Here is an 18,500-nt window from a genome sequence, read left to right on the forward strand (position 1 = left end):
CCCTCCTCACCATAGTTGCCAACTTATTCCTTTTGCTTAACTTTCGGTCAAGTCATCAGCTAACTCATAAATTGCCTCGCGTAATCCATTACGATATTTAATCTTCGAAAATTTTTGGATATCCTTGTCATGTGCCAACATTGTATACTCAGCACTTGCTTTTGCGATAATATCACGAATTTGTCCGGTATCATCTAAGTCCTGTAAGCCAAAACGATGACGATTAAAGAGTTCACGCATTTGTACACTTGTTATGATTTCAGTGATTCCCCACTTCACACGAAAATCAAGCAGAGTTCTATCCAGACTGACATTATTAGCAGCTTCAATAATCGTTTCACTATCTTTTAATTTAGCTGGATAGGTAAAATCTGAGCCACTTGGAGGAAAGTGACCTTTGATAATTGCAACTGCTGCATTAGTAATCTTAGTTGCATAATTTCGGTCATCCAAACCATTTGCGAATTGATTAATTTTTTCCTGTGTCTCTTTAGCTTCTTTTGTCCTACCTTCATGTACTTCGTTCAACAATCGTTCAACCAATTCCGTCAAGTAATCATAATCGATTTTAACGTCCTTGATGTGTGTCATCCGCAGTTCAATCTGATAAATTGGAATCTTCTTATTCTTAGAAATAATCAATTTCAACTCATTTGTCAATACAGTTGTCAGCATGACTTCTTGCTCCAGTGTCATCCCCAAAGCTTCTATTAATTCATCAGGATTATCGTAGTTAAATCCCTCATTCTCACCACCCACTTCTTCAGAATTATATTGTTTCAATTTAGCCATACCTTTATTATATTCATGAAGTAAACCAAGCATTGTATCTTTTTTCTTTTCTGAAGGCGGCAACTGTGTAAATTCGCTTGTCAGCTGTGAGAGGTTTGTGACAACTTCCTTCATATCTGAAAATACATCTTTAAACTCAGGTGCTGTGATCCCATCTTTTATGTTTTGCTTATTTCGTTCTTCATCAGATAAAATGGCTGAATCTTTATTAGCATAAATTGCTAACGCATGATTCATCAACCTTTCATTTTGTGCTGGCCAACGATAATTTACAATCCGTCCCCATGGCTTTGCCTGCATATCAGCAATTCGGTTTGTACGTGAATATGATTGAATTAGACCTGCACCTTTTAAAGTCCGATCAACGTAAAGTGTATTGAGTTCTGGTGCATCAAACCCCGTCAAGAGTTGGTCAACAACAATAACTAAGTCAAGAAAATTACCATCACTAGCTGATTTATTTAGGCGTGAAGTAACATCTTGTGTATATCCCGCTACATCATCCATCCCAAAGTTTGTACCAAATTGAGTGTTATAACTGCTTATAGCATCAAAAAGTCCATTATTAGTTTTAAGCATATTATTGCTATTGGATGTATTCTGACTAAAAGTAACCGCAACTTTTAGGGTTTGTTTTCCTTCATTTCTATTAAGCTCATTCACTCGTTGAAATTCTTCAAAGTACATTATTGCCATAGGGATACTGGCTTTTCCCCCACCAACATGAGTTGTCAATAAGGCATTGTACTTACCTTCAACTGAGCGATTGCGCCAATTCTTAAAGATGTCTTTAACGACTTCATGAACATGATCTGGATTTTCATCATAAAAGCTTGGTTCTACGGCGTCATCCATATCATCTGGTGATAAATTGATAATCTTCTCTTGAATTTTTTCCTCCGTCCATTTAGGATATCGATTGCGATAAAAATCTGGTAGATATTTATCCTTCATTTCTTGTTCATTAATTGTTGTTTCAAAATCTACTTTAAATCCTAAAACATTACGATCAGCAATCGCCTCTCGGATAGTATAAGCATGTAATAAAGGACCAAAAACATCTTCTGTGCACAAGCCTGTCGTCGTTTCATCAAACATTGGTGTTCCAGTATAACCAACCCAAGCAGATTTTCTAAAAGACTTTTGAATATGCTTGAATGAATCTCCTCCAGTTGAACGATGGGCTTCGTCAACAATGAAAACAATATTCTTATTTGGTGCTTTAAACGATTGACGCTTAACTAACGTGTCCAACTTCTGAACTGAAGTTACAATAATACTATTATCTTTTGATTTCAGTTTACGATTTAAATCAGTTGTATTACTTGTATTTTGAACACTTCCATCAATACTATCAGTAGAATCTGGATCATATGCCTTGTAATTCTCATTTGTCTGCTTAGTTAAGGCAATTCGGTCAACTACAAAGACTACTTTATCAATTTTTGGCATTCTGCTTGCCAGCCAGGCTGTTTTAAAAGAAGTAATTGTTTTCCCTGAACCTGTTGTGTGCCAGATATACCCAATTTTGTTAATGCCAAGCTCAAAATCGACATGTTTCAACCCTTCAATAACTTTTTGTGTAGCATAAACCTGATATGGGCGCATGACCTTAAGCATCTGCTTATTTTTAGTTCCATCCAAGATCATGTAATTGGTCGCCATTTGATGAGCCATTGGTATTGAAAGCATCGAATCTGCAAATTCCTTCCAATTACGCACAATACTATTATCACTTTTTCGCTGCCAATTAAATGCGAAGTCTGTGTTGAACTTATCTGGGCTCGTATTGGCCATGTACTTGACATTATTCGGCGTGATTGCAACTCGAATCTGAAGGGTTGAGAAAATATCACGATACTGGTTTTCCTCTGCATATTGATTCATTTGGTTCAATGCTTCGTTCACATCATGCGTGTCACGCTTCTCCTCAATTTGAATAATTGGCAATCCATTGATTAAAAGAGTTGTATCAAACCGTCGCTTTTGTCTTCCAATAATCACTGCAGGTCTTTCAATTTGGTTAACTACTTGATAGACCGTATCACCTGCGCCAATTTGTTTTTGGTCAAATATAGTTAAAAATACATGTCGTCCATCATCCAAATCAATTTCAATTTGTGATACACCATTTAAACCATATAAGAACTGCCCTGCTTCATATGGTGTCTGGATATCAGAAATAATCTTCTTAACTTGATTAAATTCAACAGTACTCAATTCATGTTCTAACGTATTTTGATTATGTCGCTCCAGAATTTGCTTAAAGTTGCTCCATAATTGTTCAGTATTTTTGATTTGTGGTTCATACTTCCAATTCTTGGTTTTGACTATATAATCTACAGTGTCTTCTTTAAGTGTTGTGTTTTCACCATTAGGTTTAGCAATCGTTCCACTTGTAATGTATTGAATCAAGTCTGTCTCAAACTTCGCCTCATTCATCAGTCATTAGTCCTCCTTAATTTTTCTAATACTATTGCACTTTCTAATGCCACTACTCGCTTTTTTAAAGCCTGCAATCGTAATTGATTAAAATAAATCTCGCCAATAATTCTTTGCTTTTCTATTGGAATAATTTTGGGCAACTCTAGTTCTCTTACTTGTCTAATTGTATATTTCAATACCATCGATCCTTGCAATCCCACTTTAAATTGTCGCTTTATACTCGCATCTTCATTTAATAGATAGATAAGATACTTTGCATCTATTTCATCATTTAAAATAAACTTCACATAATTTTGAGTAAATAAATATCCTTGATGAATATTCCTAACAATAGTCGCTTTTCCTGATATTAAACTAAAGATTACATCACCTTCATTAACTGTATTCACCTTATCTAAAGTACGTATTTGCTTACTGTCAGATATACCTAATTGTAAATTTACTAAGTCACCTTCCAATTCTGCCTGTCCATAATAAGTATACAGGGGTGCTGTGTTGTCCAGTACTTCATTTATCCTAAACTGCGGAGAACCACTAATGAGTTTGCTCATATCTTTTATTTTCCACATATAATTTTGTGCCTTTCCATAATTACTAATTATTATATAAAACAATTATATTGCCACTAATCCCAAATGTCAACACTATAAAATGTAATTTTTAGAAACCACGTTTAAAATAGCAGAGAATTTTTACTATAATATATTCACTATGATAATCCAACTTTAAAATTTCTTCTAGCTCTTCTAACTAAGTCATTTATACTTGATTGACTTACAAGGGATGATATGTTATTTTTAAATAGTAATAATTACTATTTAAAAATAACAGGAGTGATCATAATGCGTACAAATATTATTTTAGAATGTAAAGAAACTCGAGAACGGCTCTATCTAACAAGTAAGAATAAGCGTAATACACCTGAAACTCTCAAACTCATGAAGTACTCGCCTCGCCTTAAGCAGCGTGCACTTTTTATTGAAGTTAGAAAATAAAGGAGATAGTTATGTCAACTAAAACTGATTTATCCACAGCTTACCGGATGCTCAAAAGTCCTAATATCAAAACAAGAAAGCGAGCATTGAAGATTCTGCATGATTTTCGCAAGAATAAAATAAAGAGAGTATGACATAAGTCAAGAGAGTTTTGACTTATAAAACGCGTTTATTCTTTATTCATAGAAGGACTGGTTCAGAATTTAACCTTTGATCCAGTCCTTTTCTTATGTTTATCATGCTATCTATACATTAAATACTCTCTTTAAAAATTTGGTATAATGTATTCCAGTACTTTATGTATTGGAGGACACTATGAAAAACAAGAATCTGCAATTATTAATTCCCGCTGATATTAGCGAAAAACTAGATCTTAAAGCTGATGACAAAGCCATCCTCAGTATTCGCAACAACAAGTTAATTGTTCAATTCCAAGAGAATCAATTGCCTACTGCTAAGAATTCTTTTATCTGGCCAATTATTATTGCGTTGTTTACAAGTCTTAGCTTCTATATTTATTGTATTGGCCAAAATATCCAGTCTATTAAGTTGGTTGGCAACTCCTCATTAGCCACTATTATCATCATACTGGGTGCAATTATTGGCACAATTCTCTTTACCTTCTTCTTCATCATTGATCGTAAGAATCCACATAACGAGTTTGCAAAAAATGTCTACTGGCGTAATTTTCCAGTGATTGTAATCTCCTTTGCCTTAATTCTTGCACTCAGTCTCGTTAGTGCAATGTGGCTGCTGGGTGTTTTATTCAAAGGTGTGCTGTTTGACAACTTTACTGCCAGTATTATCCTTTTTGTATTCTGCACCCTCATCAATCTTGGCATGATTCACTTTGCATTGATCATTAATGGCAATTTACTCTCGACGGTCTTAACACTTGTAATCATAATTGGGGTCGTAACCTCAATGGCCGTCAATAATAGCCGTTACTGGTGGCAGCATAATCTCAGCTTTTTGGGGACTAACAAAGCTTCAAGTGGATGGCAATTTAATGCAACTCTTATCCTTTCTGCACTCTTGATGCTGGCACTGATTGATTATTTATTTGTAAGCTTACATAATACCTATGCTCACACTTGGAAGCTCTGGCTCTTACGTATCTTATTGACAATGGTTGCCATTAATCTCGGGCTAGTTGGAGTCTTTCCTAATGATGCCTCTTTCCATATACTGCACGATCATGTAGCACTTTTCTTAATTTACTTCGTACTAGCCTTAATCATTGGCATACGCTGGCTATTACCTGAAATAACGAGAGAGTTTATGCTCCTCTCATATGCCGTTGGTGTATCCTTAGTAATCTCGGAATTTCTATTTCGGATTGTCGGATATTTTTCTCTAACTGCATTTGAAATTATTTCTTTCATGCTTGCGTTTGGCTGGCTATTATTGGTATTCAACTATATTGAAGGTCTGATAGATGATGACACTCAGAGTTATATTCGTCTTGAATAAATACTTTTAACTTAATAGTCAAAAATGGGGTTGTGCCAAAATATCTATATGGCATAACCCCTTTATTACATATGAATGTACCTTTTACATCAAAACTTCCCGTCTAATTTTGTGTTATTCATAACAAAGTAAACTGCTATCTTCGTAATCCCACTTTTATATCTGAACTTGACTGATTATATCCGTCCTATTTTATAATTTACTTATTCCTCTATCTTTGCAAATCCTTAGGGTCAACAAAAAATTTAACTTCACCGGTATCAACATCAACTTTTGCCATTACATCTACTGTCTTTGACATAAGCGGGCCTTTCCCAGTTATTAATTTTAGTTGATTAGTTCCGTAGGTTGCTGTTTTAAAAATCTTTTCAGTCATCAAAATTCTCCTTTATTGCTAATTTTAATAGTTTATAAATTCCACACTCATTGTTTCTGCATCAATTCTCACATGTGTCCCCAGTGGCGTGGTCATCATTGGAACAGTATGTGAACTATCGTAATCATAAATAATTGGTAATTGTTTGCTACCTAGCACTTCTTGTAAAATATCAATTGGTTTTTTACCACTACCTTCATCATCAAAAAGAGCATGTTTACCCAATACAATCCCCTTAATGTTATCAAAAATTCCGGCTAACTTAAGCATTGCAAAATTTTTTTCAACAATTGAAGCATCTTTTTCAGAATCTTCAATCAATAAAATATCATCCTGGGTGAAGTTCGGAAAATATTCAGAGGCAATCAAACCGTACATCGTGTTAAGATTGCCCCCAATAATTCTCCCTTCTAAAACTGACTTTTTTATATAATGCCACTTATTGACAGTTACGGTCTTTTCATGCTCAAAGTTCTCCCAATTTATTTTCTCATCGGTCCAATAATTAGGTGCTTGTAATATGATTCTCGCATCATTTTCTAAATTAACAACTTTTTTAAAATAATCCCATGTCTTCTCAACAAATGGTGTCCATTCACCAAAGGAAGAAACAAGAGCTGGCCCATATAAAACTCGACACTGAGGTACCTTAGTTGCCACCGCTAACAATAACGCTGTTGTATCTGAATAGCCAACAAAGGTCTTAGGATGCTCTGCCAGGTACCCATAATCAATATATGGCAATACAGCATTGGTATTTGTTCCCCCAATTGTTGCCATGATAATCTCAACTTCAGGATTATGAATCAGTTCATTAATTTCTTGTGCACGCTCAATAATACTGCCAGAACGATATCCATCTATCTTTCCTATGAGACTACCTGGTATCAATTTAACGCCATTTTCTTTCAAAAATTTTTGAGCACGTTCAAATCTTTTAGGTGACAAAACAGTTATTGGTGTGGAACTTGTATAAAAACCGATATTTATCATATTACCTCCTTAAAATTAGATTGGCTAAATCAATCCGACAACTAAACTAATTTTCTTCAGACTGCTGAAGAGAGACACCATCAAACATTGCTGCCAGTTCGTCATTATTGAACAAACTGCCTTGTTTTATAGTTAATGCAAGCGGTAGTATTTTAGTGCCTAATAAATCAACTATTTTTTGAATCTTTGGATTTGTGGGCTCAATTACTCCTTTTTTTGAAACTTTATATAAGAAAAGATTTCGATTGCTATTTCGCTTTCCCAAACTTTTCTTGTGTTCATTTAAATAATTAAACGTTTCCACTTCTTTGCCATGATCTGAATCTTTAACTATGTATATAATATCAGTCATTTACTAGACCCTCCTGTATTTATATCTGACATTTTTCTCAATTTGTTGAATATTTACTACAGAAAATACTGACTCTGAATTCATTAGTTTCCAAATTCTTGCATATCTCTATTCATAACTACTATTATATATTAGAATAATATTATACATGGCGAAATTCTTTAAGTAATGACCAAGTTGGTTTAAAAATACTGACAAATATTTTAACTTGTGCAACTAACAAGTATCTCTTCGCCCTATAAGGAGACAATATTAAACATTATGAAACCTAAAACTTATCCTAGTAAACGTACACGTTCACAGCATACATATACATTTTACAAAGAACGCCGAACTGATCCTGCGTGGCGTGAAGATTACCTCAGAGTTAGGTCTATCCGACAACGCACGTTTATTATCGAAATTGCACTTGGAATTATTTTTATTTTTGCAGGAATCTTAATTTTTAACGAGTCGCAAAAACAAATTACACGTAACTCAAATAATTATGCTGCAAATTCATCGCAGACAACCACTCAAGATAGCAGTTCAAGCAGCATGTCCAAAGCCTCAAAAAGCGAGGCTAGTTCGGTCAACTCAGTCACACAATCAACAACCATTACTAATTATTCACACTATAATAAATATTCTGGAAAATACATAGGTTATGCTAATTCATATACTTTAGATTTTAAAAAAGGAACACTAACTACAGATGACACGAATCAAACACAAGTTTATTACTTCAAACAAGTTATCCTGCATCCCGACGATAGCCTAGTAATTAACGTTCACAGCACAGCTTTACAAAGTATTCCCAGTTATTTGAGTATTCTTTTAGTACCTGCAAATAAAAGGATTACAAAAAACTGGCAAACAGGTTCCAGCCTTGAGGATACTACTGACGACTCGACAAATCGCCTAAGTTTGGCAACCTCTGATAATAATGGTAAAACCTACAATATGAGTCCTGCTTATAATGCATTTTCTGAGAATAGTACTTCCGGTTCAAGCAGTTCTTCTAGTTACTCAACAATTTTCGCAACTACAAATTAACCAATTATTTCAATTCATTTATTAAAGTTTAGCTCAACAGTATCATTTTGATCTATGTAACTACATGAAATACAGCAAAACCTCCACTTTATTTCATAATGTACTCAATCATTTTCAGCAGAACTGACTCATTTTGGGCTGCAATCTTAGTCTTTAAGATTTCTTCCTTGGAATAGCCAAATATATTACCTTTGATATATCGACTATCTGACTCAACTAGACCATTTAATGTGGCTGCTGTGGTCTCCATGTGAAATTGTAATCCGATTACTTTTTCCTGATAAACGAATGCTTGATTTGGACAAGCATCCGAACTGTATAATCTGATCGCCTTATCTGGTAAATCAAAAGTATCACCATGCCAATGAAGCACTTCCAGTTCCGTTGGTAAAAAAGAATAATCATTCACTTGTTTCTTAACTTCTTTAAACCCAACTTCTTTTCCATTTTTATTTGGGTACACATTCGCTCCTAGGACCTGTGCAATTAGTTGTGCACCTAAACAAATCCCTAAGATTGGCTTTTGCAAAACAATAACTTCCGCAATTAACTTTTTCTCGGCAATAAGCCAGTCATAGTTATCATGGACTCCCATCGGTCCACCTAAAATAATCAATAGTTCAACATCTGCCGCCTTCGGAAGCGAATAGTCTCCCTCGTACATCTTAATTATTTTTGCATTTAGTTGCTCTAAAATACCCGGCTTTTCAAATGGAACATGCTGTAAAATATATTTTCCCACAGTTAATTCTCCTTTCTGGTCTTACTAACCACATCATTTTTCTTGCCCTTTTGGCAATAGCTTTCTAATCCCCCCAGCAGGATGAAGATCATCTCCAATATACCTTGGGGCTAAGCCAAAAGTTAAAGTTTGATGTAACCTCTATTTATTCCATATAAACGTGTTTCATAAGTCAAAATCCTCCGTCTAACTTCGAATTACTCATAGCAAAGTACTCGCTATGTTCGTAATTTCGAGTTAGTACTCAAATTTTCCCAACTTATATCACACTCCCTGACCTCCATACTTACCAACATTAACACCGATATTGTAACCATCAGGCGCAAATTGATGATCCAATAATTCTTTCCCGCTATGTATTAACTTATTTATTGCCAATAATTCCTCTTCACTTAAATCAAAATAGTTTGTCCGATGTTGCTTAGGAATAATTAAAAGGTGTCCCTTACTTACGGGGTGGGTATCCTTGAATCCAACCGCCAAATCATTTTCTAAAATAATTGCTAGCTGTTCCCACTGGCAAAAAACACAAGATAAACTTCTCATTTTTTTCTTCATCTCCCTATGATATTCAGACGACTTCATCCTCAATTTTTATTAAATTCACAATTTTTTCCTTATCTGCTTGCTTTTTAACGATCACTAGGTCGCTTTGATTGGTTCTATTAGCTTTAATTAATTCAAAAACCTTTTTCTCATCATAGGAGAGGACAAACTTCAAGAACTTCCAATATTCGTAATCAAAATGTTCACTGAATTGGTTTGGCATTTCTGGCCGCGTTTTATTATTTATCCTAAATAATATTGAACGTTTGATAATTCGCCAGATAGCTCTAAACTTATTTATCTTCAACCATATAATGGTGTCTGCTTGTCGAAGGCGTAAATTCATTGTTGATTGATAATTTCCCTCTATAATCCAATTATTTTGTTGCATAAAATTAATTTGTTTTTGGATAAACCATTTTTTCGCATCAGCTGAGTAATTTGTTTGATGCCATAAACTATCAAGCTGCAATAACGGATAATCCAGCTGTGTCGCAATCTGCTTAGCCAAGGTGGACTTACCACTGCCGCAATTTCCAATAATTATTATTTTCATCAGTTCCTCCTTTCGCATGTATATTTTTATATTATAATCTATTTCTTTATCTACAACAAAAAACAAGAACCCTCCAAAAATTGGTTGAGTTCCTGCCCTTTTTATTACGTTTAATCGACCGCTGCTGTACTCCAAAAATTCTTAGCAATTTCTTGACCTTGTGTAATCTTGGCCCATTGTTGTGAAATCGTCAGCTCATTACCTGAGTCGCATGATGCAAAACCACATTGATGTGAAATAAATAGACGCTCCTTAGGGATAATTTGACTAGCTTTATCCAATAAACGGTAGACACGCTTCTCATCATCCAACGTATTAGTTTTACTTGAAAGTAATCCTAAAACGACCTCAACATTCGGTTTGTTACGCAAGACTTCAAGTGCTGAAATATCCCCTGCACGATCATCATCCCATTCTAAGAAGAAACGGTCATAATGTTGATCACGTAAGAACTTCTCAGCAATCGCCTTATAGGAACCACCCGCAGCATGGCGACTCTCATAGTTACCACGACAATTATGTGTCCAGATTTTCAAGCCTAACTTGTGACCGTAATCAACAACCGTATTATTGATTGCAACAAATTCGTCTGCTAAGTCCTCTAGTCCTTGTGTCCCATCAGTGAAAAAACTACTTTCATTATCATCAGCAAAAAGTTCCCACAAGCAATCATCAAATTGGACAATCTCTCCTCCAGCCTCTTTATAATCAGCTAGAAATTCCTTGTAGGCCTTAATTACCCCATCTTTTAACTCATCTTTTGTTTTATAAACTTGGTTCTCCCCAAAGAGCCCATCAAAGACTGTTAATTCAGTAACTGCATGTGCTGCTCCCCAGACAGTAGTCTTAACTGTTCTTCCCTGTGCTTGTTCCTTGATTTCTTTGAAAATATCAATAAAATGATGATTTTTACCAGATAAAGGTCCAGTAATCTTGATGCCAATGTCTTTACGGGTCTCAAAAATACTGTCATCATGATCCTTAAACGTGTAACCATGATCGGCAATATATCGTTCAATTCCTTTGAATCCCCACAGAAAGTCAAGATGCCACATTGATTTTGAATATTCTCCGTCAGTAATCACACTCAAATTATGTTCAATTTGAGACTGGATAATTTTGCTGATTGCCTTAGATTCTGTTTCTTTATAACCTGGGAAATCATTATAAAATGGATACTTTATATCATCCCGATGTTCGATTTTATTCTTATATGCAAGTAATTCTGGTGTACGTAGTAGTGAACCAACTAATTGAAACTTATCAACTGTCATTTTTTATTCCTCCTGCTTTCTTTCTGTTGAGTACAGTGTAACAAAGATATTCAGTGTTAGATAATACTTGTTTATTTAATGATATAATAGGTATTACCTATAATAGAGGAGGAACTCCATGAGAATCCAACAACTACATTATCTTGAGAAAATTGCTGAGACAGGATCAATGAATGAGGCAGCTAAACTGCTCTTCATCAGCCAGCCTTCACTCTCACAAGCAATGAAGGAACTCGAAAAAGAATATAAAATTCAACTTTTTTATCGTAGTAAGCTGGGCATCACATTGACTGCTGAAGGGCGCGAATTCATCAACTATTCACGTAGTGTCTTAGATCAGGTCAACTTACTAAATGAACGTTTTGGTAAGGAAGCCGTTCGTAAACAAGTCTTCAGTGTTTCTGGTCAGCACTATGCATTTGTTGTGCATGCATTTGTTGAACTAGTTAAAAAGCTTGGAGAAGATGAGTATAACTTTACACTTCGCGAAACACAAACAGAGAATGTTTTAAATGATATTCAAACTTTCAGAAGCGAGCTTGGTGTAATCTATCTGAATAATTTCAACAAGACAGTTCTAATGCGACTAATTTCTGAAAAAAGTCTTGAATTTATTCCATTATTCATTGCTCATCCCCATGTATTCGTTGGACGCGACAATCCGTTAACTAATAAAAAAAGGATCACACTTACTGATCTTGAAGACTACACGTATCTTTCCTATGAGCAAGGTGATACCAACTCATTTTATTTCTCCGAAGAAATTCTTAGCACATTGCAGCATAGAAAATGGATTCAAATCAGTGATCGTGCAACGATTTTTAATCTGATGGTTGGACTCAACGGATATACAATCAGTTCCGGAATCATCAGTAGTGAGCTCAATGATGAAAAGATTGTCGCAATTCCGCTAGATGTACCCGACAGAATGACTCTTGGATATCTTAAAAACAAAAAAATTGAACTCAGTGATACAGCTAAAAATTATTTAGATTTATTAAAGCAGCATATTCGCGGATATGGTTTTGAAATTATTGGAGAATAGATATAAGTTGTACACGCCCATTCCTACTTAATTCTTAAGATTCCAAAATGGCGCACAATAAACGGTGCCTTTATTGGCTTTAATTTGGCCCATGTATTGTCTTGTCCTATTTCCTTCGTATAGTGAATGCCGTTATAGATAGTCTGTCCATTTTTAGTAAATTTATAGGTATCCACATAAAGCCTTGTAGTATTGCCACTAAAAATTGCTTCTAGTCCTTCAGAGCCATCATACCCTGTTAAATTCACATTTAGTGTCTCTGATTTATATGGTCCCAAATAATTATTAGAAGTGGCCCTTGTTAATTTATTTGTCGTAACATCTTCATTCTTATAAAAGAGAATATATTTTCCATCATGATATGTCAGATTTCCATCAATCATGTTATTAGGCAGATTATTCCCAGTTATACTTTGCCAATTATTTAGAATATGACCTGTTTTTTTATTAAAATCAGATACATAAAGCTGAAAATTGCCGGTGGCTGTGGACCTTCCAGCCATAATTATATGATAGCTTCCTTTAGCGTCTTTAAAAAATTCGGGAGCCCACTCAAAGTGATTAACAAAAATTTTTGAATGCGGCCATTTTATTTTTTCCCAATGCTTAAAATTTTTAGTCCGCACTATTCCTTTAGTATAGACAATATACCAATAGCTATCTATCTTAACAATACTTGGATCACGGACATTTAATCGCGGATAGCTAACATGTAATTTCTTCCACTTAATTCCATCCTTCGAATAAATTAGCCTCAGGCTGTCCTTTCCTGTTGCCTTTCCATCGTAGGTTCGGGCAGTATTATAGGGATCACCTTGAAATCCATTCTTGGCTGTAACTGTCATTGGTTGAAAGGTTGCTGCAACATATTTTGCTTTATTAAAATTGTTGATCTCCTGCTTATAATTTTTTGATTTGAATTTCAACGTCATTTTTCGATTTTTATTATTGAAAAATATAAAAGACCTAGTTGATTTATAACCTAGAACCTTTTCTTCAAGTTGTTTACTGCTCAATAATGTATACGGAACACCATAATACTTTCTTGCATTTACTAACAATTTTGTTCCGTTCTCATCTACAAAGTTAACAGTTATCGTTGTCTTCTTGCTTAGATTCAAGTATATAAAAATTACACTAGTAATTATAAGGATTCCTATTCCAATTTTTTTAAACAACAGCTGATCCCTCCGACCTTAATCAGTTCACATAGTTCCTAAAAATTAACTATTATCAACACTAGTTTCCTTGCGTACTATTATACAACTATCCGTCAGATTCCTTCAAAAATTTTTTGTACAAAAATAAATTTCATACAAATAAGCAAAGTAAAAAGAGACACAATCAAAAGTTAAATTTTGATCTTGCCTCTTTATTTATTCCGGATAAACGTGTTCCAAAACCAAAATTTTCTGCCTATGTCACACTCTTTCCACCCTTAGCTGTCTCTTAATACTGCATATCTTATCCATTATTTCTCTGTAAAATTAATAATTTGCGTTTTTATATCTGTAGGTGTTAATTCAATCACCCTAGCTCCTCGTCTCAGTGAACCATAAGTATTGTATCCAGTTACATTGCCATAACCAAGTTTGATTCCCTTATAATTAGCAATAAAATTATTGTCATGATCATGACCTACAAAAAGTGCTTTAATATTTTGGGCTTTTTTTAAACTATAGAAGAGACCTGAATTATAAGGGGATGCGCAAATCTTTTCGTTTTTTTGTCCCTCTATAAATGATTCTACCAAATTATATTCGGGAAGAGGGATATGCATAAATACGATATCTTGCTGATTTTTACCTTTCTCATAAGGTAAATGCCAAAACCATTCAATTTGCTCGGGTTCGATTGCAGCATAACCATCTGGTTCCTCTCCCAAATAATCACCACTATCCCACACATATAGCACATTACTCAAGTTATTGTTTCGATAAACTTCTAAAGTATAGCTTTCACGATCATTAACAATCATACTATTTTTCTTTGGTGCTCTATGTGTAAGAAGTTGTTCATATTCGCGTAACTCTGCTCTCGAATGTTGCCCCTCACTATCATGATTCCCATAGGTTACCGCAACAGGAACATCGTACTTATTCAACATCCGATACAGTTCACCTAGCACCTTGTCAGGCTCATCAACCGATTTACCCCAAATAAGGTCACCAGTAATCATAACTAAATCAAAATTGTATTCTTTTAGCAATTGTTCAATTTGTTGAATAGTATCACTGCTTGCACTATTGAAGGGATACTCACCCAAATGAATATCTGTCAATTGACAAATTCGAAAATTTCGATTACCTGTAATTTCCAAGCTCATGGCTACATCTCCTACAAATAATATTTATTTTCCAAATATGTGTTGAATCCGGCAGAAACACTTACTACCTTGTGCGCATCTGCACCATAAACTAAAGGTATTTGCTTTTCTTGCGCCTCTCGTATCCAACTATAATTTGGACTAGGTTCTGTCTGTGTACTCCTAAAAAGGCCAGAAAAATTACAATCAAGAAATTCTTTTCTACTAGCAATCATGTATAAAATCCCAGCTAATTTATCCTGTACTTCTTCATCTTCCCAAATTGCACTGTTAGGAAACTCATTTCTCCATTTACGGTACAACATAATATGACCATATCTTTTAGGCTTGTATTGTGTGTTCCATAATACAGCTTCCATCATCGTAGCTAAATATACTTTAGCAACGTTCACTGGCGTCTTATACTCAGCTAATACTCCATTTTTGAAGTCAATCAAACTGTCATCAACTGCGCTCAAGCCACCTTTTGTTGGCAGAAAATGAACAGACAAGATTGCATCATCAATTTGATCAGCATACTTTAGCAGCTGCTGTTGCGTCCACTTCTGAAATTCAGCAATATAATCTATTTCAAATCCAATTAATATCCTGATTTTGTCTTGATATTTCAGCTTAATATCCTGCATTTTGGTAAAATATTTTGGCAATTCATTAATTCGCATGGCAGCTGTATATATTGCATGTGCAGATCCATTTGCTTTTTCATAAAATTCTTGTGGTAATGGGAAATGTTCAGTAATTGAATAAGTTTTAAAGCCTTCAGTGATTGCCTTTTGAATATATAATTCAACATCTTCGCCGCTTCCATGTGAACAAAATTCCGTATGATTATGCCCACTCCAACTATTTCGCGGAATTTCTCTTAGTTGTTCCAAGGTCAACATCCTAAATTCCTACCCTTTCGATGTTGTCTTTTTTGACGTAAAAAGTTATTGCCGTCTCTATCATAAAAGCTTGCTGCTGATTTAGAAATTCCACCTTTAGCTCTAGACCATTTTCTGTAATAAATCTATATTCAAAACGATCGCCTAGTATGGATATATTCTTAACCTTTCCAGAAACCGCCATGTAATCGCTGCTGTCACCAGTTATACTGATTTGGAAAAGTTCTGGTCTAATAATGAAATTGCTCTTGTCATTTTCAGCAAGTTCTACCCCAAGGCTGCGCAGTTGAGCTGCATCAAGGATATTATGATTACCAATAAACTTAGCAATAAAAATATTCTGCGGATGCGTATAGATTTCTAGTGGCGAACCTTGTTGCTGCACCTTTCCATTATCCATCACAATGATTTCATCAGAAATTGCCATTGCCTCAGCTTGATCATGTGTAACAAACAACATAGTAATTCCAAGTCTTTGTTGATACTCCCTAATTTGATTACGAAGTTCTATCCGAATTTTCGCATCTAAAGCACTCAGAGGCTCATCTAATAATAAAATTTTTGGCTCTAAAACCATCGCTCTTGCAATTGCAACACGTTGTTTTTGCCCCCCAGAAAGATTCTCAGGATAACTTTGTTCCTTATCTTGCAGATTAACTGTTTTAAGTATTGCATCAACTTTTTCCTTGATTGTTGCCTTTGGTTCCTTCCTGACTCTTAGACCATAGGCAACATTTTCAAAGACTGATAGATTAGGAAATAATGCATATGATTGAAAAATCATTCCAATATTTCTTTGATTAGCAGCTAAATTCTGAATTTCAGTGTCATCCAGCAGAATCTTTCCTGCTATTTTTTGATTTAGCCCAGCAATTGCTCTGAGTACCGTTGTCTTCCCACTACCGCTCGGGCCGAGAAATGTTGTCAATGTATTTTTTTTAATTTTAAAATTCATATCTTTAATTACCTGATTACCAGATAAATTAATGGCTAGGTCCTTCACCTCTAATGAAATAGAACTCATAATTTTTTTGTATCCTCCACTTCTTCTGCTTTTTTACTGCCTTGCCACTTCATGATAGCAATCATGATTATTGAAATTATTGCTAGAAAGAAGAAGTAAACTGTTGTCAAAACGCTACTTGCCTGACCATTACTCTGCATTAAACGATACATATAAATCTTAAGCGTTTCATAATTTCCACCTAAAATTATATTGGTTAGCACATATTCGCCAAAAGCATTTGTAAATGTTAATAACATTGCAATAAACATTCCAACACGAATATTAGGTATCACAACCTTCACAAATGCTTTTATTGGTGAATCACCCAGAATTAATGCCTGTTCGAACATTGCTCGAAAGTCATGGGCAATAAATGCATTATCAAGTGCCTGGTAGGTCACAGGCAGACTCAGCAGTGAAATTGCTAGTAAAAGTACTAACATCTGCGGAACTGGCAGATTAGCGTAGACTCTCACTAACCCAGTGACTAGAACAATCCCTGGAATTGTAAACGGAAGAACAGTAATAAACCTCAATTTTGCCTTGATACTCTCATCATACACATTGGCATAGAATACAACAGGCAAAAAGCAACACATTGCAATGATAGTTGTTACAAACCCAAGAATTATTGATCTTGCTAAAGCAGATAAGAAATCTGAATTAGTGATGAGCTGCAGGTACCATTCGAAAGTCCATCCGTCTGGAAGAATCGTATTTACCCATGATTTAGCAAAGGAATACATAATTGTCGCTACAATTGGTGCAGCTAGATAGATTGAAATCAGTGTGATTACTATCTTTGCAATTATTCTATCGATATGCTTTTCCATTTTCAGCTGATTCTCCTCCCTTTGATATTTGTAACTCTATTGCCCAACCATACTATTATCGTCATAATAACAGTAAAGAGTGTCGCAAAGGCGCAAGCTAATGGTACATTGGCTATCAATTCGCCATTAATCAATGAGCCAATGACTGTCGGAATTGAAACCAAGTTGTTCCCCATCAAAGCATAGGCTGTTTCATACGTTCCCATCGCATTAGCAAAAAGTAAAACAAAGACTTCCACGATATTCGGAAGTATAATTGGAAAAATTACTTTACCAATAAGAAACGTTTTAGAAGCTCCTAAAACATCAGATACTTCAAACCATTCCTTACTCAAACTATCCAGCACTGGAAAGAAAAACATAATTCCCAAGGGGATTTCAAAAAAAGTATAAGCAAATGTCATTCCCGTAACAGAATAGATATTCAAAGCATCATGTATATGCAAGGTGCTGGTAATTGCCTTAAAAACACCTGCATTGCCAAATAAAATTATTAAAGAAAATGCTAATGGAACACCTGCAAAGCTTGATGACATATTGAAGACTGTAATCAAAATATTTTTTGTGCTTAGAGACAATTTAGTTAATCCCCAAGCTCCTACCATAGATACCACTAATGACACTACTGATGTTATCAACGAAATACTGATACTGTTATAAATTGCTCCACGATAATAACGGGAGAAAAAAATCTGATGATAGTTAGAAAAGCTAAGCCCTCCATCCATATTCTGTAAGCTTGAGATCAGCATTACGCATACAGGTATTACTAAGACTGATAATATCAGTAATCCAAATGGTAAAAATATTTTTAATCGTGTTGACAT

The 18,500-nt window shown here is 34.9% G+C and carries 20 protein-coding genes; 5 read left to right on the forward strand and 15 right to left on the reverse strand.

Going from position 1 to position 18,500, the window contains the following annotated elements:
• Nucleotides 1-36: 36 nt before the first annotated feature.
• Both FFX44_RS07595 and FFX44_RS07600 read right to left on the reverse strand, forming a co-directional pair.
• On the reverse strand, nt 37-3,234 hold the full coding sequence (locus FFX44_RS07595; RefSeq protein WP_289979458.1) for an HsdR family type I site-specific deoxyribonuclease: 3,198 nt from the start codon (nt 3,232-3,234) through the stop codon (nt 37-39).
• Nucleotides 3,234-3,851, reverse strand: a complete 618-nt coding sequence (locus FFX44_RS07600) for a restriction endonuclease subunit S (RefSeq protein WP_289979461.1) — start codon at nt 3,849-3,851, stop codon at nt 3,234-3,236. The genes FFX44_RS07595 and FFX44_RS07600 overlap by 1 nt, the downstream gene beginning before the upstream one ends.
• Before the next feature lie 228 nt (nt 3,852-4,079).
• Between FFX44_RS07600 and rpmG the strand changes: the two genes are divergently transcribed.
• The 3 genes from rpmG (at nt 4,080) to FFX44_RS07615 (ending at nt 5,705) form a co-directional block, all read left to right on the forward strand.
• Entirely contained in the window at nt 4,080-4,232 is a 153-nt protein-coding gene (rpmG, locus tag FFX44_RS07605) for a 50S ribosomal protein L33 (RefSeq protein ID WP_289979464.1), read from the forward strand.
• An 11-nt stretch (nt 4,233-4,243) separates the two neighbouring features.
• The gene (locus FFX44_RS07610) at nt 4,244-4,366 is read left to right on the forward strand and encodes a putative metal homeostasis protein (protein WP_289979467.1); all 123 of its coding nucleotides are present in this window, start codon (nt 4,244-4,246) and stop codon (nt 4,364-4,366) included.
• Between the two features lie 181 nt (nt 4,367-4,547).
• Nucleotides 4,548-5,705: a DUF998 domain-containing protein gene (locus FFX44_RS07615; RefSeq protein ID WP_289979470.1), complete on the forward strand. Its 1,158-nt coding sequence runs from the start codon at nt 4,548-4,550 to the stop codon at nt 5,703-5,705.
• Between the two features lie 211 nt (nt 5,706-5,916).
• Here the strand turns inward: FFX44_RS07615 and FFX44_RS07620 are convergent, their stop codons facing one another.
• Genes FFX44_RS07620 through FFX44_RS07630 form a run of 3 tightly spaced genes read right to left on the reverse strand, consistent with a single transcriptional unit; the run spans nt 5,917 to nt 7,426 of the window.
• Nucleotides 5,917-6,081 (reverse strand): hypothetical protein, encoded by a 165-nt coding sequence (locus FFX44_RS07620; protein ID WP_289979473.1) that lies wholly within the window; start codon nt 6,079-6,081, stop codon nt 5,917-5,919.
• Between the two features lie 24 nt (nt 6,082-6,105).
• A complete protein-coding gene (locus FFX44_RS07625; RefSeq protein ID WP_289979840.1) occupies nt 6,106-7,071 on the reverse strand; it encodes a S66 peptidase family protein in 966 nt (321 codons plus the stop codon).
• A 49-nt stretch (nt 7,072-7,120) separates the two neighbouring features.
• Nucleotides 7,121-7,426: a hypothetical protein gene (locus tag FFX44_RS07630; RefSeq protein ID WP_289979476.1), complete on the reverse strand. Its 306-nt coding sequence runs from the start codon at nt 7,424-7,426 to the stop codon at nt 7,121-7,123.
• Nucleotides 7,427-7,687: 261 nt separating this feature from the next.
• Between FFX44_RS07630 and FFX44_RS07635 the strand changes: the two genes are divergently transcribed.
• The gene (locus FFX44_RS07635) at nt 7,688-8,461 is read left to right on the forward strand and encodes a hypothetical protein (protein WP_289979477.1); all 774 of its coding nucleotides are present in this window, start codon (nt 7,688-7,690) and stop codon (nt 8,459-8,461) included.
• Nucleotides 8,462-8,549: 88 nt separating this feature from the next.
• Here the strand turns inward: FFX44_RS07635 and FFX44_RS07640 are convergent, their stop codons facing one another.
• From FFX44_RS07640 to FFX44_RS07655, 4 genes are all read right to left on the reverse strand, one after another.
• Nucleotides 8,550-9,203, reverse strand: coding sequence for a type 1 glutamine amidotransferase (locus tag FFX44_RS07640; RefSeq protein ID WP_289979478.1), 654 nt, complete (start codon nt 9,201-9,203; stop codon nt 8,550-8,552).
• Nucleotides 9,204-9,467: 264 nt separating this feature from the next.
• Complete coding sequence (locus tag FFX44_RS07645) at nt 9,468-9,749, reverse strand: HIT family protein (protein WP_289979479.1); 282 nt, start codon at nt 9,747-9,749, stop codon at nt 9,468-9,470.
• A gap of 25 nt (nt 9,750-9,774) precedes the next feature.
• Entirely contained in the window at nt 9,775-10,305 is a 531-nt protein-coding gene (locus FFX44_RS07650; protein WP_289979480.1) for a (d)CMP kinase, read from the reverse strand.
• A 110-nt stretch (nt 10,306-10,415) separates the two neighbouring features.
• Nucleotides 10,416-11,579, reverse strand: coding sequence for a cobalamin-independent methionine synthase II family protein (locus FFX44_RS07655; RefSeq protein WP_289979484.1), 1,164 nt, complete (start codon nt 11,577-11,579; stop codon nt 10,416-10,418).
• 118 nt (nt 11,580-11,697) lie between these two features.
• On the opposite strand from FFX44_RS07655, the gene FFX44_RS07660 reads away from it, so the two are divergent.
• Nucleotides 11,698-12,624, forward strand: coding sequence for a LysR family transcriptional regulator (locus tag FFX44_RS07660; RefSeq protein ID WP_289979485.1), 927 nt, complete (start codon nt 11,698-11,700; stop codon nt 12,622-12,624).
• Between the two features lie 23 nt (nt 12,625-12,647).
• Here FFX44_RS07660 and FFX44_RS07665 read toward each other — a convergent pair whose 3' ends face one another.
• The 6 genes from FFX44_RS07665 to FFX44_RS07690 form a co-directional block, all read right to left on the reverse strand.
• Nucleotides 12,648-13,802 carry a hypothetical protein gene (locus FFX44_RS07665; RefSeq protein ID WP_289979486.1) on the reverse strand — a complete coding sequence of 385 codons (1,155 nt, stop codon included), beginning with the start codon at nt 13,800-13,802 and terminating at the stop codon, nt 12,648-12,650.
• Between the two features lie 293 nt (nt 13,803-14,095).
• Nucleotides 14,096-14,950, reverse strand: a complete 855-nt coding sequence (locus FFX44_RS07670) for a metallophosphoesterase family protein (protein ID WP_289979487.1) — start codon at nt 14,948-14,950, stop codon at nt 14,096-14,098.
• 11 nt (nt 14,951-14,961) lie between these two features.
• Complete coding sequence (hisJ, locus tag FFX44_RS07675) at nt 14,962-15,834, reverse strand: histidinol-phosphatase HisJ (protein WP_289979489.1); 873 nt, start codon at nt 15,832-15,834, stop codon at nt 14,962-14,964.
• Nucleotide 15,835: 1 nt separating this feature from the next.
• Nucleotides 15,836-16,858: an ABC transporter ATP-binding protein gene (locus FFX44_RS07680; protein ID WP_289979491.1), complete on the reverse strand. Its 1,023-nt coding sequence runs from the start codon at nt 16,856-16,858 to the stop codon at nt 15,836-15,838.
• Complete coding sequence (locus tag FFX44_RS07685) at nt 16,855-17,673, reverse strand: ABC transporter permease subunit (RefSeq protein WP_289979493.1); 819 nt, start codon at nt 17,671-17,673, stop codon at nt 16,855-16,857. Before FFX44_RS07685 ends, FFX44_RS07680 begins: the two co-directional genes overlap by 4 nt.
• 2 nt (nt 17,674-17,675) lie before the next feature.
• The gene (locus FFX44_RS07690; protein ID WP_289979495.1) at nt 17,676-18,500 is read right to left on the reverse strand and encodes an ABC transporter permease subunit; all 825 of its coding nucleotides are present in this window, start codon (nt 18,498-18,500) and stop codon (nt 17,676-17,678) included.

Origin of the sequence: Lactobacillus sp. UCMA15818, from assembly GCF_030400225.1 — a bacterium.
Classification (GTDB): domain Bacteria; phylum Bacillota; class Bacilli; order Lactobacillales; family Lactobacillaceae; genus Liquorilactobacillus.

Coding starts and splice junctions, on each gene's coding strand:
- FFX44_RS07595 (WP_289979458.1), bottom strand. CDS start 3,234: ATGAATGAGGCGAAGTTTGAGACAGACTTGATTCAATACATTACAAGT.
- rpmG (WP_289979464.1), top strand. CDS start 4,080: ATGCGTACAAATATTATTTTAGAATGTAAAGAAACTCGAGAACGGCTC.
- FFX44_RS07610 (WP_289979467.1), top strand. CDS start 4,244: ATGTCAACTAAAACTGATTTATCCACAGCTTACCGGATGCTCAAAAGT.
- FFX44_RS07615 (WP_289979470.1), top strand. CDS start 4,548: ATGAAAAACAAGAATCTGCAATTATTAATTCCCGCTGATATTAGCGAA.
- FFX44_RS07620 (WP_289979473.1), bottom strand. CDS start 6,081: ATGACTGAAAAGATTTTTAAAACAGCAACCTACGGAACTAATCAACTA.
- FFX44_RS07630 (WP_289979476.1), bottom strand. CDS start 7,426: ATGACTGATATTATATACATAGTTAAAGATTCAGATCATGGCAAAGAA.
- FFX44_RS07635 (WP_289979477.1), top strand. CDS start 7,688: ATGAAACCTAAAACTTATCCTAGTAAACGTACACGTTCACAGCATACA.
- FFX44_RS07645 (WP_289979479.1), bottom strand. CDS start 9,749: ATGAGAAGTTTATCTTGTGTTTTTTGCCAGTGGGAACAGCTAGCAATT.
- FFX44_RS07650 (WP_289979480.1), bottom strand. CDS start 10,305: ATGAAAATAATAATTATTGGAAATTGCGGCAGTGGTAAGTCCACCTTG.
- FFX44_RS07655 (WP_289979484.1), bottom strand. CDS start 11,579: ATGACAGTTGATAAGTTTCAATTAGTTGGTTCACTACTACGTACACCA.
- FFX44_RS07660 (WP_289979485.1), top strand. CDS start 11,698: ATGAGAATCCAACAACTACATTATCTTGAGAAAATTGCTGAGACAGGA.
- FFX44_RS07670 (WP_289979487.1), bottom strand. CDS start 14,950: ATGAGCTTGGAAATTACAGGTAATCGAAATTTTCGAATTTGTCAATTG.
- hisJ (WP_289979489.1), bottom strand. CDS start 15,834: ATGTTGACCTTGGAACAACTAAGAGAAATTCCGCGAAATAGTTGGAGT.
- FFX44_RS07680 (WP_289979491.1), bottom strand. CDS start 16,858: ATGAGTTCTATTTCATTAGAGGTGAAGGACCTAGCCATTAATTTATCT.
- FFX44_RS07685 (WP_289979493.1), bottom strand. CDS start 17,673: ATGGAAAAGCATATCGATAGAATAATTGCAAAGATAGTAATCACACTG.
- FFX44_RS07690 (WP_289979495.1), bottom strand. CDS start 18,500: ATGTCAACACGATTAAAAATATTTTTACCATTTGGATTACTGATATTA.